The sequence below is a fragment of the Finegoldia sp. BIOML-A2 genome (assembly GCF_009678315.1).
Lineage (GTDB): Bacteria > Bacillota > Clostridia > Tissierellales > Peptoniphilaceae > Finegoldia > Finegoldia magna.
Genome location: NZ_WKZE01000005.1, coordinates 1 through 17,798 on the forward strand (window position 1 = coordinate 1; position 17,798 = coordinate 17,798).

Annotated in this window: 2 protein-coding genes and 7 tRNA genes; all 9 read left to right on the plus strand. The window is 34.4% G+C overall.

Translation table 11 applies throughout. The features are described 5' to 3' along the window. Window positions 1-2 precede the first annotated feature (2 nt). The 9 genes from GKF99_RS05435 (at window position 3) to GKF99_RS05475 (ending at window position 17,693) form a co-directional block, all read left to right on the plus strand. A tRNA-Glu gene (locus GKF99_RS05435) sits at window positions 3-77 on the plus strand. Window positions 78-84: 7 nt separating this feature from the next. Continuing rightward, window positions 85-160, plus strand: a tRNA-Val gene (locus GKF99_RS05440). Window positions 161-191: 31 nt separating this feature from the next. Beyond that, window positions 192-268 (plus strand) — tRNA-Asp (locus tag GKF99_RS05445). Window positions 269-273: 5 nt separating this feature from the next. Continuing rightward, window positions 274-349: transfer RNA gene (locus tag GKF99_RS05450), tRNA-Thr, on the plus strand. Between the two features lie 26 nt (window positions 350-375). Further along, window positions 376-460, plus strand: a tRNA-Tyr gene (locus GKF99_RS05455). An 11-nt stretch (window positions 461-471) separates the two neighbouring features. Beyond that, window positions 472-546, plus strand: a tRNA-Gly gene (locus GKF99_RS05460). Window positions 547-585: 39 nt separating this feature from the next. Further along, window positions 586-662 (plus strand) — tRNA-Arg (locus tag GKF99_RS05465). Between the two features lie 829 nt (window positions 663-1,491). Then, on the plus strand, window positions 1,492-15,057 hold the full coding sequence (locus GKF99_RS05470; RefSeq protein WP_154272821.1) for a SpaA isopeptide-forming pilin-related protein: 13,566 nt from the start codon (window positions 1,492-1,494) through the stop codon (window positions 15,055-15,057). A gap of 314 nt (window positions 15,058-15,371) precedes the next feature. Next, entirely contained in the window at window positions 15,372-17,693 is a 2,322-nt protein-coding gene (locus tag GKF99_RS05475) for a SpaA isopeptide-forming pilin-related protein (protein ID WP_154272822.1), read from the plus strand. Window positions 17,694-17,798: the final 105 nt, after the last annotated feature.

The following is a 17,798-nucleotide window of genomic DNA, read 5'->3' on the forward strand; positions in this document are numbered from 1 at the left end:
AAGGCCCTATGGTCAAGCGGTTAAGACATCGCCCTTTCACGGCGGTATCCCGGGTTCGAATCCCGGTAGGGTCACCAGATATATGGGCGATTAGCTCAGCTGGGAGAGCATCTGCCTTACAAGCAGGGGGTCACAGGTTCGAGCCCTGTATCGCCCACCATATATTTTTAACAAATAAATTTCTAACTAATGGCCCGGTAGTTCAGTTGGTTAGAATGCCAGCCTGTCACGCTGGAGGTCGACGGTTCAAGTCCGTTCCGGGTCGCCAAGTATGCTGGTGTAGCTCAATTGGTAGAGCAACTGACTTGTAATCAGTAGGTTAGGGGTTCAAGTCCTCCCACCAGCTCCACAAATCCTTTTTAAACAAAGGATTATGGAGGAGTTCCCGAGTGGCCAAAGGGGACGGACTGTAAATCCGTTACTTTATGTTTCGGTGGTTCAAATCCACCCTCCTCCACCAAAAGAATTCATGCGGAAGTGGCTCAGTGGTAGAGCATCGCCTTGCCAAGGCGAGGGTCGCGAGTTCGAGTCTCGTCTTCCGCTCCAGACAACAACAGATGTGCATACATCTGTTTTGTTGTATATGAACGATTAGCTCAGCTGGATAGAGCGTCTGGCTACGGACCAGAAGGTCGGGGGTTCGAATCCTCTATCGTTCGCCAAGACTATAGATTTCTGATCTATAGTCTTTTTTTATTTCTTAATAATCAATATATTCCAATTCAAATAAATAAGCCTCATACCCAATTATTTTCAAAATAATCACAAATATTTAATAAATCTAAACAAATTTTAAAAAAATTTGCAAACGATGCGATATTTTTCGCTCTTAGTAACAAATTATATCAAAAAATTCCTATTTTAAATCTATAAATTATAACGTTTACTTAAAATTATCAGGAAATTTATAAAAATATTCCTAAATTTTTATGATATATCTCACTAAATATATAGAACAATATTTGAACAAAAAACTTAGAATAAATATCAAATTAACAATTAATTTCATAATATAAAGTAAAATACAACAAATTAGTCAGTAATAAGATAAAAACAAAACAAATAAAATCTATTTAAAAAGTAATTTGTAAATATTTAATAAAACTTTATTTGTATAACATCAAAAAATCATAAAAACTATATGAACAATTCATGTAATTTGACATTTCCTATATATAATGTTAGACTATACATATAAATAATACATGCAAATATATATTACATAAAAACGAAGGCAAACGTAATTATAATGGATATAAAAAGCGATGCATTTTATTTAGAACTAACAGAGTCGGGCAACATTATTCATAAAATATGTTGGGCTGATTCTTTCTTTATTTTTAGGGATAATGCAAACGATATTCATTAATTAGCTGAAAAAATGTAGTATTTTATTCAAAATGCATGTAAAGTAGTAGAGAATAAAATTAGTATAATAAATATCAAAAAACTAACATTTGAAATAAAAATCAAGTAATTCAGGAGGTTAAAATGAAGAAAATATTTGATAGACTAACGGCGTTAGTCATGGTAATGCTGATGTTCATACAATCATGCGTTCCAGCCATAACATCATTTGCTAAGGAGGAAGAGCTCGACAAGAGATATGTAATACAAAAGCTCGAGACCTTGAAACAGGATACCTATGCCAACTTTTCATTGAACCTCGCTACAGTAATTGATGACAAGAATCTGGACACAGATACGAACGTCAAGTTTGTATTGAACACCACGAATATCAATTCTAACATCAAACTATTAGTTAGAAAGGATTTTAGTCTTTATGACGAGAGGACATTTGATACAGTAGAAGAGGCTCACAAAGAATTCGACAGAGTGGACAAATCACTCAAAGATCAAGGATTGAGCTTGGATGTATCCGTAGTACAAGAAGATGGAAAATACAGAATCCATAACAACTATGTGCCTCAAGCTGATAAGGAAGACTTTGGAGACGACTACAAAGTATACAGTCTTAAAGTCGTAGACGAATTTGATTTTGATAAAGAAGGATTGTTCAACAAACTTCCAGAAAATCTAAAATCAACAGAACAACACAGACTTCAACTTGCAGAAGAACGCAGACTTCAACAAGATGGCGAAGTACCAGAAGGTGACAAACACAACCGTACTTACATCTTCGACTTCAAAGTTGACAAAGCAGTTGACAGCAAACTTACAACAATAGCTCTTAATAAGGATGACAATAATCCACTTGAAGTAAAACAAAACGCAGACTTATTTGCAGCTATATTAGATGATAAAACTTACAGCACATATCAAACAGAACAATTACCAGCTGAAGTTACATCATCAATAGAACACAAAAAAGAAGTTGCCGAAGCAAAAGCAAAAGCCGAAGCAGACGCCAAAGCCAAAGCAGAAGCCGATGCCAAGGCAAAAGCCGAAGCTGAAGAAAAAGCAAAGAAAGAAGCCGAAGAAAAAGCAAAAGCTGATGCAAAAGCAAAAGAAGAGGCAGACGCAAAAGCAAAACAAGAAGCAGATGCTAAAGCAAAACAAGAAGCTGAAAAAATAAAAGCTGAAGAAGCTAAAAAAACAGAAGAACAAAAAGTTCTTGACGAAAAAGCGAAACAAGAAGCTGATGCTAAGGCAAAAGCAGAAGCAGACGCCAAAGCCAAAGCAGAAGCTGAAGCAAAACAAAAAGCAGAAGCTGAAGAAAAAGCAAAACAAGAAGAACTTGCCAAAAAACAAGCTGAAGCAGAAGCAAAAAAAGCCGCTGAAGAAAAAGCGAAAAAAGACCTTGAAAACAAAAAACTTCTTGGACTAGTACAAGACACAGAAGAAAACCAAGAAGAAGAACCTATTATAAAGAAGAAGGAAACAACTGAAGAAGTCAAAAAAGAACCTGCAACACCAGAAGAAAGAAAACAAAAAGCAGAAGAATTTGACAAAGCATTACAAGACAAAAAAGAAGACATCAAAAAATCAGAAGACAAAAAAGATGCTAATAATAAAGAAGATAATAAAAAGACAGCTGACAAAAAAGAAGTCAGCAAAGAAACAAAAGGATTATTAGAAGGCATCAAAGAATTCTTCGGACTTACTAATCTTCAAAAAGCAGACCGTGAACTAAAAGCAATCCTATCAGTAAAAGCAAATGGATTAAAAGAAGTTCAAGCATTATTATCCAGCTTTGAAGAAAAATATCACCTTACAAAAGAAGAACAAGCAAAGCTAATGGAAGATAACAAAGATGCAATTAAAGCATTAATCGAAAAAGATGCCGACAAGAACTTCAACCCACAAATGCTTATTAATCCAGTAGGTGCAACTAGTCAAGGCTTATCAGATAAAAAGTATACAATCATTACTCGTTTTGATGTATCTAGAAAAGCTGGTCCTATCCAAGAAGGTCAATCCTTTACAATAAAACTTGACGATAGGCTTACAGTAAAATATCCTAATACATTAAAACCAATTGTAAATAATGGAAAAACAATTGCAACTCCATCTTATGATAAAGATACTAATTCAATAACATACACAATTGCTGAACCTATTTCAGATGATCTACAAATACCTCTATCAATTGATGTCGATTACAATGTCGAAAAAATTAAAAAATTAGACGGAGATGCAACAAAACACTCTATCAAAAACTCAATCACAGGAATTGGTGTTACAAAAGCAGTAAGCCTTCCAGAAACAGTAGTTGATAATGACGGAAAGATTATAAATCAAATCATAGAACCTGGTTCAAAAGATGTGCTTGAAATCGTAGACCAAGGTGAAGATTATCAAGTTCACATGGACGTTTCAGGTTCCCCAATAGTAAAAGATGGAGAACTAGAATCAATTGACTGGACAGTTCGTTTTTCATCTACTAAAGACTTGCTGGACTTAGGGCTTATTTCTAACGCAACTTTAGTTAAAGGTTCTGGTTTATCTAGATACGAAAATATAACTATTAACGGTAAACCAATAAACAAAGATGATATAACAACAAATGAAATTGAAGGTAAACTAGGTATTAGAGAATCTAAGAATTATACATTAAAAGATCATACAAAAGATGTTACTATAAAATTCCAAACACCAGTATTTAACAAACAACAAAAATACATGATTGACTTTTCTGTTTTATTAAAGAATAGAAATAATAAATCAGGTGCAGTAAGATTAGTATTTGACAAGGGATACACTGACGAACAAGTAAAAGAAAAAACATCTAAGCGTATTGGCATGAACAACAGAACTACCATCATGGGAGAATTCACATCAGAAAATACTGCAAAATGGACAGTTACTGATGGAGTATCAACAGCTGATGCAAATAATGGTCTTCCTCTTGCAACAAGAGATTTGACTGGTGCACAAAGGCTAGATTCTTCAAGAATGGCAGTATATGGTATTGATGAAACTACTGGTAAGATGGTTATAAAAACAGTTAACCCTGATGGTGATGATGAAGGTACAAATATAACTGGAATTCCAGATAAAGAAACTAATCCAAGTGGAGGCCAAGCTCCAGGAACAATTGCGGTTTATGAATATGATACTTCATTAACAGATAGCAATGCAGGCTATTCACTAGCAGGAGTTAACATCAACAAATACCAAGATTTAACTATAAAACAAACATGGGCAGGAATAGATTCTACTAAGAAAATGCCAGCTCAAGGATTTGTAGTAAAGGATGAATCTGGCAAGGCAATTTCTCCAGAAATAAAAGTTTCTGAAGGAGAAACTGGAAAAGCCTACAGAGAAATAACTATACCAGCTGCAAAATATTGGGACATAAAGACTAATGCAGATGGAAGCATCAAAGAAAGCAAAACAAATCAAAAAATAGAACAAAGCTTACCAAAAGATACGACAATTGGTGGAACAACTTATTCATATAAAGAAAAATACAACTACCTAGCAGAAGAAGATGGCGCTTATCATATTTACAATGTAATGGCACAATCCACACAAGAAAAGGATGCTGACTTTACAGTTCTAAAATTTGATAGCAAAGACCCTAGTAAAAAGCTAGAAGGTGCTAAGTTCACTCTACAAAGTCCAAAGGAAACTATAGAACTTCTTACAGACGCCAATGGACGAGCAAGTTTTTCAAATGTAAGTCCAGGAACTTACACATTAATAGAAAACAAAGCTCCTAATGGATATAAGCTAGATACGACTGCTAAGCAAATCAGAATAGATAATGACGGAAAAGTTTCAGTATCAGGCGATAACATCGCTATGCAAGGTGGAAAAATTGAAACAGAATTAGACCATCATCAATATTATCCATCTTATCCAAGTTTCATGAACGCATTGCACTACGGTAAGATCGATGATAAAGGAAATATTGAATTTTATATTCATTTAAAACCAGAAGCAAATGGAAGTGACGGATATACAAATAAAAACACTAGATTAAACCTAAATGTATTAGGTGGAGAAATAAAAGAAGTACAAGTTCTTGATGTAGAACCTGGAAACAGAAATACTGTTAAAAACCACATGTATAATCAAACTGCAGACAAATATACTGGAAATAACCTAATAAACGCTGGTGTGGAAAATGATATTACTGGACAAGATAATATCACAGATGGCTTCACAGGAAAAGCTGGTTACCAAATCAAATTCCCTGCAGCAAGATTTGGTGGACAAACTAATGATTGGGGATTCCTAGTAAAAGTAAAAGCCACTGGTTCAGATTCGACAGCAGTATCCTACGATTGGTTAACTGATACAGATAGAGTAAAAGACGAAGCTAGAATCCAAGAATCAATTGGCTTATCAACTTCAGCGGAAAGTGGAGTTATGCTTAATATAGCTAACGATCCTTTCCCAAGACTTCCTGTAGAAGTTACAAAGATAAAAGAAGACAAATCACCACTAGCGAATGCAACTTTTAGATTAAGAGATGCTAACAATCAAATAATATCTGATGTCAAATCAGGAGCAGATGGTAAGGCAAGCTTTGGCGAATTAAGTCCAGGCAACTATACTATAGAAGAAATTAGCGCTCCTTCAGGATATCAAAAGTCACAAGTTATCTTTGATGTTCACGTTGGAGAAGATGGCAAAGTAATCTATAAGGCTAGATTTAAAGACGGAGCAGGAACTCCTAAAAACGGTGTAGACTATATAATTGAAGAAATCGAAACTGGTCAAGAAGGCGGTAAGGCAACAGTTACTGGCATAACTCAATCTATGATCCTTCAAGAAAAACAAAATCAACCAAATGATGGACGTCTTGGTTGGACAGAAGGAGTTTGGGAGGCTTATGGTATTGAATCCTATAGATATAAGGCTAATTTCTTAATTTCCAATGCAAAAAAAGGTGGATTATTCAAGATTCAATTCGACCCTAACTTAGATTTCAGAAGATATGTCTATGAAATTCCTGAACTAAAAGATGCCACAGGAAAAGTATTGGCAAAACCATACTTCAACTACGAGACAAATCTTTTAACATATCAGTTTACAGATAATATAGATAGTAACGCTGTAAATGCTTCTCTTGAAATTATTGGTATTATTCCAGATAAGTATTATGCAACACAAACTAATACAACTACTGGCTATAATTTCAGAATAGTTGTTGACCCAGATAACACTACGGGAACAAGTAACCCTACTGTTAATCACCCAAACATTCAAACAACTCAAAGTAAGGATAAGGTACTTCCATTTAACATCAAGACAGATTATTACTCATATGACTCTCAAGGAGGAAGTGGACCACTAACAAGTGAATATATTTACGATGTATACAAGGATAAAAATGGAGATATTTATCTAAAGGCCATGTCCTACTACAACCCAACAGGACTTACTAGTGGTAAGAGAACTTTAAGATACGATTGGATATCAATGAATAGGCCTGTATCAGATTTGAACACATACAAGGCAAATGGATATCCAGCATTTGGATTCCAAGAATTAGAAGTATATAAGGTAACTGATACTCCTGAGAATAAGCAGAGATTAATGCCATTATCCTATGGTATTAGACCAGACCAAGACCCAAGAAATTACGACTTGGTATATTCAAAGAATAATGTAAATCCACAAGAAGGATTTAGAGATCAAGTTGGTGATTACAGGATAACTTACGATCCTTCAAAGTTAAAATCCACAGAACTTTTAACAAAGAATGGACATAACAATCACCCATTAGAAATAGATGTTCCAAGAGTTGAAAAAAATGAAGGTTACGTAGTAATACAAACATTTAAAGTTACTGACGTACAAAGATATAAAAACTTGTGGTCAGCTTACTACCTATCAAATGGTAGTAGACAAACAGGATCTTATCAAAAAGGTAATGCAAATATTGCTACAGGATCAGAGACAGGACAAGAAATACCAAAATTCTACACAGAAAAAGTTAAACTATTTAACAAAACTTATAAGCCAGGACAATTTAAAATCGAAAAATTAAATGAAGCAGATAGAACTAAGAAACTTCAAGGTGCGACATTCTCTCTTACAAATGAAAGTGATGGCCATGTAATCTATAGATCAAGTGATGCCGATGGTATCGTTGATTTTACAGATATAGAACCAGGCGAATACATCTTAGAAGAATCTGAAGCACCAAATAGATATACGAAATCCACTAAAAAATGGCGTGTTACAGTTTATGACACTGGTAATGTCCTTATAAGAGAAATTGGTATCACAGGAACTGGGTCAGTTGTAGAAGGTACAACTATTAAGTTACCAGTAACCAACAAACCTGTTGGAGAAAAATTCCAAGTTTATAAGAAAAATGGAAATGGACAAGCTCTTCCAGGCGCAGAGTTTGCTATTTACGATAAAGATGAAAAAACAGTAATAGCAAAGGGAACATCTGATACAAATGGTATTGTTGACTTCAAGTTTGAAGCAGGTAAAAGCTTAGAAGAAGGACAAAAATATATCCTTAAGGAAACAAAAGCACCTAAAGGTTACAAGCCAATCGATAAGAAATGGGTTCTCGAAGTAAAAGATGGCAAGACAAAAGTTTATAACTATGTAGCTTCAACAGGATCAACTGACCTTAAATCCTTCCTAGCAGAAGATAATGTCAATTGGGTTGATGTTAAGAATAGATCTACAGAAGGCTGGTCAGATTACGACAACAGATGGACGGGTTGGACAGGCAATAGTAAAACTGCTCAATACATGGGTACTAGAATTATTGCTATAAATAAAAAAGATGGTTATGCTATCCAAAGATATGTTATAAATCCAGAAGCAAGAAATCTTGGACAAACAACCGCATCTATCCACAGACAAGATCCAAGAGATCCTAACATGACTTGGTACAATGGAAGTGCAGAATACAAAGTATTTGAATTAGATAAACCAGTAACTGGACTTATATCTGACTTAAGACTTGCAAACTACACAACTGAAGATATAACAGGTGATGTTAAGAAAACTGCAAAGAGTGAAGAAGGCAGATACGGAGAACCAAAAAGATTAAATCTAACACTTCCAGCTACATCTAGGCCAATAGTTATTGACGTAAAAGTTCCATATATAAATGAAGATGGTGGCGTTGGTACAGGAATGGACTGGTTGGTTGATAATTCCAACATCTATTGGAAAGCTGACTACTATGAAAGTGTCCAAGACATGGTAGTAGGAGATCCTACAAAAGCAGCTGTTGGAGACATCAAAGGCTCTTATATCTCAGAAGGATCACTTGATGTAAATAACGAAAAAGAAAAGTTCCAATTCAAACTTAAAAAAGTTAAAGAAGGAACAAACGATGCAATAAAAGGCGCTGTATTTAAACTAACTGGACCAGAACCTCTTAAAGACGAAAGGTATATGACAACTGGATCTGACGGAATGATAACTTTCGCTGGATTGGAAGCTGGAAAGTACAAGCTAGAAGAATATCAACCAGCACCGGGTTATGAAGGAGTAGATTATTACTGGATAGTGACTATAGCTAATGATGGTACCGTATCGTATAGAGAAGTGAAAAAAGAAGCTGACACATATAAAGAAAGTGTAGTCGTACAAGATATTACCAAAAATATTGGACAAAAAGCTACAGAAGAAGAAATCAAAAATGCCGTATCTATTACAGGCTATCCAACAGAAAAAACAATTACAAAAATAGTTGTAGATCCAGCTCAAATACCAGCAGGCGATAAGGAAGAAGTAAAGGAAGTAGATGTAGAATTAACTTTTAGTGATGAGTCAAAAACTACTGTAAAAGTAAAAGTTGTCACTAAGAGAATAATAACAGATTCAGAAAAATATACAGTTACCACTGAAAACCTTGAAAAGAAATATGATGGAAGGAGTATTACTTTAGATGCTTTAAAAGCGCAAGTAAGATTTAATCCACCAATCGAACAAGGACAGGTACAGCCAAAGATAACATTAGTAGAAGGTCAAAACTTATCAGCAGTTAAAGATATAGGAACATACCCTATTCAATTAAAAATAACTTATGCTGATGGTTCAACTGAAAATGTAACAGTAAGTGTGACTATAACTGGACAAAAAAACAATGAACAATTCCAAGTTTATATAAGTGGAACAGTAGAAAAGGAATTGGGACAAGCTCCAACTTCTGAAGAAATACTAGCAAAAGTAAGCACTAATTATCTAGGAGCTGGTAAAGTTAATAAAGAAGTAATTGGAAGTATTCCAAATGGACAAAATCCAGGAGAATACAAAGTTTCTATAAGGGTAACTTACCCTGATGGATCAATAGATGAAACAAAATCAGTTACAGTTAAAATAAATGACAGACAATATCCTGAAGGAACTTATAAAGTTATAGACTCAAGCAAAGCTACAAAATGGTATGTTAATGGACAGAATAGATATGATGGAGAAGCTCAAACGAGAATAGTTGAGGTAGATTATAAGAACAAAACTTTCACACAAGTATTTGTATTTGAAGTAAATTCAGCTTATAATACTGACCAACCAATATTTGAAATTCATAGACAACCATTAACTTCATTTGATCAATCTGACATTTTGTCTCTAGAATTTAACAAATATCCAACAGGAACAAATATTGATAACTACTCTACTAAAAGAGCTGGCGCTAAAGTTGCAACTACAAAAAGTGCAATGGGAACAGATAGATATATCATTGAAACAGGAAGAAATATTAGAAGATTTAATCAACCGCTTGTTTTAAAAGTTAAGGCTAAACTCCCAGAGGGAGCTGACTATAGTACACCATTTGGTTTAGGCGCAGATTGGTTCACTTATGGAAGCAGAAGTGAAGAAAATTTTAAAATATGGGTTGCAGAAGCATATAAAGGTGGACTCAATGAAGTAGGTACATCTGTTAGTGGTACATTTTCTACTAGGTCTTATGCACCGATAAGTCTATATTCACTTAGATCTAATTTTATCGAAGATAATAATTTACTAGGATTTAGAACTGAGGCTAATGAGACACCGTTAAAAGCGAAAATTGAAGGAATTCAAGAAGACGGAACTCTTGTAGTAACTAACAAACAAGTTGGTATTGAGCTTAAAGTCCACAAGAGAAACAATATAAACGAAGGACTTGAAGGCGCTAACTTTACACTAAAGAAATACACTGACAAGAGTTTTACCGAAGTAGATGGAACATTTACAGACATAACAGCAACTTCTGATAAAGAAGGTAATGTAGTATTTAAGGATAAAGATGACAAAATAGTCAAATTAAACACTGGCTACTATATCCTTGAAGAAACAAAATCACCAGTAGGATACAAGAAAGCAGCAGCTCCTTGGAAACTACAAGTAAAAGAAGAAAATGGTTCTCTTGTAATAGTAGAAAATGGACCGGAAAACACAGCTGCATCTTTCTTAACATCAGATAAAGCTGTAGCAGCTAATGATTTAAATGGTAAGATTAAGTACAAGTCTATAGTAAAAAATATAGACCCAGACTCAAAGACATTTGTTCAAAGAGTTTATATTGATACAAGAGCTTATGGTAAGGTAGTAAATGTACAAATTACACCAAAACACAAGAGAGAAGAAATTGATAGACCTGGAGAGCCACCAGTAACTATTACAGAAGGTGTGAAGACAGCTTACAGATCAACTTACCAAATCACTAATCCACCAGCAGATGTGGATGTGGATAAAGTGTTGAACAGTTATGACTTGAGAGATCCTAATGTAAAAACTGTTAATACAGCAAGATGGAGACCATTTGACTGGGGCTTTGACGAAGACTTGCTAAATCTTGAACCAGGTGTTTACTATATCGACATTGAAGGATACTATGATGGTTCTATAGTAGATAAGAAAGTTACTAATGAAGTAAATGTAGATTCTAACTATAACTTTATCGACAACAATAACCAACCAAGTGCAGAACCAGTTAAAAAAGCTCCTTATGAAAGAACTGATATACCACAAAAAGACCTAGGAAAAATCGAACTTCACTTCGACTTCTTTGATGGAGCAAGAGAGTTCCGCCAACTTTATGATAAAGGTGATGACTATGTAGGTTATAAGTATAAAGATAAAGGCTCTTACCAAGGAGGTATGATAGAACTTAGAAATTGGATTGCAAGATATAATGGAACAACTAATGCAAATTATTGGGCTAATAATAAACCAGCTGGTCAAAAATATAAGAATGCATTAAGTAAAGAAGCTTATGTTGATACTGCTAAATTTGCTGCTGGTATAATCTATCCTTCAGTTGCAGGAACTCCAGCAGCTCATGTGGATACAAGTCTTGATATTTCAAGTTTGTACACATCAGACAAGCTCGAAACAGTACCACAAGAAGGTATGTCAATCACAAATGAAAAAGAAGTCTATAACATTACCTTCTCTAAGCACAAAATGGATGGCGACGACAACACAAACAGACTAGAAGGAGCTGTATTTAAACTTCAAAAGAAGGAAGGTTCTTTCTGGTATGATATGGATGAATCCTATGTATCTTCAGCTTTCAACGGTTACTTTGGTTTCAGAAGACTTGAACCAGGAACTTATAGATTGCTAGAAGTTGCTCCTCCAGAAGGATACAGAGCACTTGACGGAACTCTATTAGAATTTGTTATCAAGACAATTGATCCAAAGGGTGAAATAATCAAAAAGGATGATGGAAAGACTTATGACAAAGAATCTGGATTAGAAGTTCAAGTTCAACCAGATGGAACTCATAAAGTGGTTGACCCAAAAACTGGTAAAATCGTAGAAAGTGCCAACGGATATGTAACAATTGAATACAAGAGAGACAACTATCTAATTCCTAATGTAAAGGATGATGAAACTTCAACTGGAAAACTTGTCGACTTCGTAACAAGCGCTACTGCCAAAAATATTGGTAAGGTAAGAAACGAAGAACCAGGTAAAGGTTCTGTTACTATCAAAAAGGTCGATGAAAATGGCAAGGCTATTCCAGGTAAGAAAAATGAATCTGGAGACTTAATAGCAGGAGCTAAGTTTAGAGCTACAAGATTAGGAGCAAAAACAGATAAAGATGGTAATCCTGTTACCGATGCCGTATATGAAGGATATGTTGACGAAAAAGGGACACTAAAACTCGAAGGACTTCCACTAGGTAACTACGAACTAAGAGAAATCGAATCACCTAATGGTTATATCAACACTGGCCATGTATGGCACTTCACAGTTGGTGGTAAGGGACTTGACCCTTACGCAGATGACGCAAGTCCAAGAACTAGAAATATTACAAGCTTAATTGAACTTACATCATCTGACATGATAGTGAATAGACCATACGATGAAGATACAACTCAAGGTACTAATGAAATAAGACCTCACGTTGGACAAAGTTTACAATTTACTAATAAGTATAATATTAAAGATGGTGTAAAAATAAGTGCAGGAGATTATTTCGTACTAAAATTAACTGACAACATGGACTTACATGGTATTAGAGAAGATAAGCCAACTAACTTAGACTTGTTCGCTGATGGTATAGGTACATTAGCTAAGGCAGACTATAACAGACAAGCTGGAACAATTACCTATACATTCACAAAGGCAGCAGAACAATATACTGTCACAGATTTCAAGAATGTTATATCATCTCACATTAATCTCAATAGGGTTAGAAACTCAAGCTATCAAAAGGTTGGTATGAGTATTGGAAATGACACAAAAAAACTTAAAGACATCTATGTAAACTATATAGTAAGCACCGAATATGATAATGATGGATATAACTACATCAATATGGCTTCTAAAATAGTAAGTTTCAATTCAGATACTGGTGAATTTGTTCACTACTTCTATATTAATAGAGAAGGTCAATATGACGGCAAGAATTTGACATTCAGATATAAACCAAATCAAACAGTCAATAATTTACAAATTACAACTTACGATTTGTATTACACTGATAATAATTCGAAAATACAAAGTATGCCAGCTTCCTTTGGTGTTAATGAAAATGACAGAAACTTATGGCGTTATGGAATAACACAACCTAAAACTGTCGAAGCAAATAAGACAACAACAACTAATATAGGTAACTATCCTTATAATAGAGCATCTATTGTAAAAGTAACTGGAAAGATTGCTAATACGAAGAATTTAACAGAGTACAGAGGAAATTCAGCTTTATACTATGGTTATAACTATACAGATAATTATGGTTATCAACGATGGGCAGAAAATCCATCAGTTTACAGATGGGATGGAGTATATGTATTTGAAAACGAAAGTACTGCCAAAGCTAACTTTGAACTTCCAATAACAAACCCATCGAACAAAGTTGTATTTGAAAAGGTAAATACAGAAGGACAAGTTCTAAAACCAACAGTAGATGAAACAGGAAAAGTAACTAAAGGCGCTAAGTTCACATTAGAAAAGAATGATGGAACTATAGAAAATCCAGCAGCAACTTGGACTGCAAAGACTAATCCAACATTTGTCGATAAAGATGGTAGAATTTCCTATAATCACCTTGAAAAGGGCTTGTACAGATTAATAGAAAATGAAGCTCCAGAAGGATATGCTAACCCTAATGGTCCAGTAGCCTACCTAAAGGTAGATGACTCTGGTAAGATTTATCAAAAAGTCACTGTTCCAAATGCAGATGGAACTGGTACTGCTGAAATTTACCAAGAAATAAGTGAGACTATTCCAATCAAAGTTGTCAACAACAAGCCTATAGAGTTTGTCAAAGTTGATGCTGATGACAATGGTAAGATTTTACCAGGAGCTGAATTCAAAGTCCTTTATAAGGAAAAACTTGATGATAAGTATAAAGAATATAAAGTTGATGGCAAAACATTAACTGGTACTTCAGAAAAAGATGGTAAGTTTAGTCTTAATATATCAAAAGATGGTTACTATGCCTTAGAAGAAACTAAAGCTCCAGATGGATATTCAAAATTCCCAGGATATATTAAAGAATTTAAGCTAGAAAAGGGAAAAATCCAAGTTCTTGAAAAAGATCCATTAAAGGCAAGCAAGACTATTGGTGCAAATGGCATGATAAAAAGCGAAATCCTTGAAGTGGATAAAGACAAGGGAACATTCAAGCAAAGAATAATCTTGAATCCAAATCATACTTCATGGAAATTTGATGCAATTGATACTCAGCTAAGAATAGTAGAAAATGGTTGGAAGGTAAATTCATTAAATACAATAAGAACCGCTATATTGCCAAAGGATAAATCTATAGATCAGCTAACAAATTCAGACTATAGTACAAGTGTAGAAAATAGTGAAAGATACCTTAACAATGAACAATGTATAAGATATCAAGTTAGAGATCTATATAGGATACCTTGGGATCCTAATGTGCAATATCAAACTAGAACAGACTCAGTAGTAGTAGAAGTTGAAGGTAAGTTAAACCAAGCTGTAACAAATCTTAACTTAAAATCTTATATACAACACGATTTATTAAATATTGATACAGTTAATTCTGAGATTGACATCAATAATTTAAGTTCAGACAAGGGAAAATATATAAATTATGAATCTCAAGATCCAATCCAAGTTGAAAATCGTAAAGGAGAATATCCTCACACAGGGGCGTTGGGTATTATTGGTTTCCTTGTAGTGGGTGCTGTGATGATGGCAACGGCGTACTACAAGTACAGACGTAAGAAAAGAGAGAGTGCGTTATCATGATTGAATTAAATCAAAAGATGAGGTACCCTCCGTAAAGGGACTAAATAAGAGACAAAAGGGATGAGGCGATGAGCTAAGTCCCTGGTATCTCAAGGTATTTAAAAAACTGAGGAAAGCATAAAAGGCTTAATCAGTATAAGAAACGGACAGAAAAAGGCGAATCGAAAGATTTGCGAAAAGAGATTGGCTAGTATAATGATACCGTGTAAGATATTATTAGACGAAGCCTAAAGTAAAAAGTGCCTAAAAGGCAAGGGTAAGGTAATAATTTGCGAGAAGCAAATGATTATAAAAAAATATAAAGGAGTTATATTATGAAAAAAAGATTTTTATCACTAATCATAGCATTAGCGATGATGGTTGGCGTATTCACCCCATTGTTGTCAAGTGCTGCTAATGATGAAGTGACAGTTCCAACTGGAAAAGTTGAACAAGGTCAACTAAAAGATACAAAACCAACAGAAACTACTGTTAATCTTTACAAGTTGACAACTAAGAAAAGCTACAAAGCTGGTGCACCATGGAATCACACTGGTGGAAAAATTGATCCTAAAGAATATGCTAATTTAGGTTCAGGTGTTACAGCTTTAGCAGGAGCTCAATTTACATTCTACAAAATCAATGGAAAAAATGATGTAGAAAATGAAAAAATCCTTGAACTTTTAAAAGATAACCAAGGAAGTTTTAAAACAGTAGCTCAAATGAACGATTTAATTGCTAAGGGAAAAACTGACCTAACACCAAGCAAAGTTGATAATACTATGAACGCAATCGAAAAAAACAAACTTGCAATTGCAACTGGTGATGGCTTAACAGATGGACATACAGTTGATACAGATAAAAATGGTTTAGCAACAGTTAAACTTGGTGAAGGATACTATTGGGTAGTTGAAAGTAAAGCACCAGATAAAGTAACTGGACAAGTAGCAGTACCATTTGGATTAACACTTCCACTTACAAATGCATATGATGTTACAAATGAAAAAGGAGATGTAATTGCAAAAGCTGGTACTAAGTACCTTAACCCAGTTCACATTTATCCAAAGAACATTGAAATAAATGATGTAAAAATTGACAAGAACTTCTTAAAAGAAAAAACTGGTAAAATGACAGATGCAGAATTTGCACAATTTAAAAAAGAAGCTATTGCAAGCGGATATACTGAAGCACAAATTAACAAATGGCAAGCAGACATAAATAATTACAATGCTGAAAAAGCTAAAGTTGCACTTACAGTAGGTACAAAGGCACCTTACGATATAGTAACTGAAATTCCACAAAACTATAACTACACTTCTATGTCTTGGTCAGATATTATGTCTAAGGGACTAACATTTAATAATGACCTTAAAGTAACAGTTTCTCAAGAAGGACAAGATGATAAAGTATATGATTTTAAAGATGCTGCTACAGTAAAAGGAGCAACATATGCACAAGGAAGCTATGGATTCGATTTAACATTCGATGAAAATGGCGAAATAATGAAAGATATATTGGCAAAAGCTAAAAATGGAGCTGTAAAAGTTCGTTTACAATATTCTGCAACTGTAAATAACAAAACAGTAGTTGATAATTATGAAAACAACAAGGTTTCATTCACACCAGGTAAACCAAATCCAACACCAAATTTAACACCTAAAGATAACAAGATTGAAGTTACAAAAACTTGGGATGACGGAAAAGGTGGAAATACTGCACCTACAGGTGTTGAAGTAACTTACTTCCTAATTAACAGTAAAGGCGAAGTTGTAGACTCTGTTACTAAGAAAGGTCCAGACTTCAACCACACATTTAATATTGATAAAGAAATTGCAAACGACACATTCACTGTAAGAGAAGTTGTACGTGGATATAAAGCAGCTTATGAATCAAAAGCTGATGGAAAAGTTACTGTAACTAATAAAATTAATCCAGATGTTTTAGTACCAACAAACCCAGAAGTAACAACTGGTGGTAAGAAGTTTGTCAAAGCTGACCAAACAACTGGCGAAAGATTAACTGGAGCAGAATTCGAAGTTTATGATTCTAAAACTGATGGAAAAGTTTTAGCTTATGTTTCTACAACAGAAGCTGCAGCTAAGAAGAAAGCAGTTACTGATGCAAAGGCTGCTTTAGATAAAGCAATAGATGCTTATAATAATCTATCAGCTGAACAACAAAAAGGCGAAGATGGGAAAAAAGCTAAAGCTGCTATTAACACAGCTCAAAAGAAATACAATGATGCAGTAGTTGCAGCAGCACAACAATACAAATGGGTTGAAACAACTGATAAAACTGCTGAAAGAGTAAAATTAGTTTCTGATGGACAAGGTAAGTTTGAAATAACTGGTCTTGCTTATGGAACATACTACCTAAAAGAAACTAAAGCTCCAAAGGGATATGCACTAAATAATGCTAGATATGAATTTAAGATTGCTAAGGGTTCTTATAGCGCTACTGAAGGTGGAGTAACTTATGAATCAGATGATAATCTAACTGATAAAACTATCGGTGGAGCTCAAAGAATAGACAATAAGAAAGTAACAATCCCACAAACAGGTGGTATTGGTACTATTATCTTCACTGCTATTGGTCTTGCAATAATGGCATCAGCTATTATCGCTATCAAAAAAAGACAAGCAACTGAAGCTAGATAATAACTAAAAGAAGAGAGGAAAAGCAATTTTCCTTCTTCTAAAAGTGCAAATATGTGAGGTATTTGCACTTTTAGAAGGATAAGATAATGGATATAAATATATATG

Excerpts from the sequence above, each read along its gene's own strand:
- GKF99_RS05470 (WP_154272821.1), top strand. The coding sequence starts at position 1,492 with ATGAAGAAAATATTTGATAGACTAACGGCGTTAGTCATGGTAATGCTG.
- GKF99_RS05475 (WP_154272822.1), top strand. The coding sequence starts at position 15,372 with ATGAAAAAAAGATTTTTATCACTAATCATAGCATTAGCGATGATGGTT.